General features: G+C 35.4%; 2 pseudogenes. Both read left to right on the top strand.

Features of this window, described 5'->3' with window-relative positions:
* The first annotated feature begins 95 nt into the window (after positions 1-95).
* Positions 96-1,337 (top strand): annotated as a pseudogene (locus L3X37_RS15180) (IS4 family transposase).
* A 146-nt stretch (positions 1,338-1,483) separates the two neighbouring features.
* Positions 1,484-1,722, top strand: a pseudogene (locus L3X37_RS15185) (hypothetical protein); the annotation flags it as partial.

The following is a 1,722-nucleotide window of genomic DNA, read 5'->3' on the forward strand; positions in this document are numbered from 1 at the left end:
GATTTAAATCCAATAGAGAAAAAATGGGCACAAGCAAAAGCAATTAGACGTAAATACAATTATAATCCTGATGAACTATTTTTTTATGTAAAATTATGACGTTTTATTTTGATTTAACTATAATTAATTTAGTACCTCGTTGGATGCTTGTCCGTTGTGCCGAAACCTATGATGCAGACAAAGGGTGTAGCACCTATATGACCTATGATCAATTTGTAGCCTTAACTTTCGGACAGCTCAATAAGTGCTACACTTTAAATGCTATTTCTACAGCAATTGGGGTTTCACAGACCTTCATCTCAGATTTGGGGCTCTCACAAAGTCCAGCGCGTTCTATAATGAGCGATGGCAATAAGAAGCGCAATTATAAAGTGTTCGAGATGCTCTACCATAGGCTATTAGCACACTATGATTTTATTTTATCCAAGCGGCACCAACCTCATATTATCAAAGAAATTAAAGACCGTAGCATCAAGCTTATCGATAGTACCCTTATAAGTCTATGCCTATCTATGTTTGATTGGGCAAAGTTTCGGACAGCTAAAGGAGGCATTAAAATACACACCTGTTGGGATGACGCCAAAATGATTCCCGATATTATAAATATAACCGAAGCCAAATTACATGATAGGTATGGGTTAAAGCAGTTAATATTCACTAAAGGCACCGTAGTGGTTGAAGATAGAGCTTATTTTGACTTTGATTTAATGCTACAAAGAATAAAAGCAGAAAATGTTTTTGTAACACGCATAAAAACAAATACGGTATATGAATCGGTAAGGCAATTAGAACTCCCTGATGCCATAGACCAAGATATTGTTAAAGATGAGATTATAACCCTTAGTAGTAATAAGGCTAAAGAAGTAGCAATAGATAACGTGCAACTGCGCCTTGTTCATGTATATAAAGAAGATGAAAACAAGATCATTGTTATTATTACCAATGAGCTAAACTGGACAGCTAGAACTATCGCAGATCTATACAAGATTTTCAGGATAAATCTTAACACATAGCCTGTTTAACGCTGGGATATAGAACTTTTCTTTAAGGCCATTAAACAGAACCTACAAATCAAAACCTTTGTAGGTACTAGCGAGAACGCTGTGAAATCACAGATTTACATCGCTCTAATATCCTATCTGCTACTCCAGCTCATTGAAAGAACCGTAGCAAAGAAAAAATACGCATTCTCTAATTTTGTGGAGAAAATCAGAATCTGTTTAAGTTTTTATCTTACACTAGACTATGCCTGCAACCACGTAGGAGAAGGCGCTAAAAGAGTTAGAGGAAAGCCACAAACCAAAATACAATTTCAAGAAGACTTATTTTCAGGATAAATCTTAACACATAGCCTGTTTGCAAGCAGCACAGAATGTTTATTGAGTGTATTTAAAAACTTTCGGACGGCTGTGATTTAAAGTATAAAAATTAAGGTAATACCAATTTAATTATTTAATGTCGTTATATTTGTTTATCTTTAAGGATGGCAAAACCACAAGAATTCGCAATCAAAGAAAGTGTAGCAGAACTTGTTTCACTCCGCAAAAAGCAACCAAATTTCAGATTTGAAAAAAGAATCATTTGGCTCATTGAACTACAGGGTAAAAAATTCAAGACTAGAAAAAAGCTCTGTGAATATTTAAGCATCAGCACCAGAACACAAGAGCGCTGGACTAAAGAATACATTACCAATGGCATACAAGGCCTGCTGTCTGACCAGCC

The organism is Wocania arenilitoris (genome assembly GCF_021728535.1).
GTDB classification, from domain to species: Bacteria; Bacteroidota; Bacteroidia; order Flavobacteriales; family Flavobacteriaceae; genus Wocania_A; species Wocania_A arenilitoris.